At 31.7% G+C, this 218-nt stretch carries 1 protein-coding gene; it reads left to right on the top strand.

Annotated elements, in window-relative coordinates; all coding sequences use genetic code 11:
• The coding region (locus tag CW751_RS15600; protein ID WP_205677853.1) for a hypothetical protein at positions 1 to 218 on the top strand (218 nt) is incomplete at both ends.

Consider the following 218-nt stretch of genomic DNA (forward strand, 5'->3'; position numbering starts at 1 on the left):
TTTCCCAGTTAGAACTTGATTGCATGGCGCTAGGTAAAGGTTGTGTGTTAAGTAAAATTTTTTCGTGTGGAAAATCAAATTTTCAAATTCGAATTGAGTGTATCAGTCTTTTGGATGATGATTTTTATTTTTTTTGGCAAATGAATCTTCTGATAACGGTTCCATTATCCAGCCGAAAAATGAAATTCATAAAATCAAAAGACATTCCGGATTTTGAT

This window comes from Brumimicrobium salinarum, assembly GCF_002844555.1.
Lineage (GTDB): Bacteria > Bacteroidota > Bacteroidia > Flavobacteriales_D > Crocinitomicaceae > Brumimicrobium > Brumimicrobium salinarum.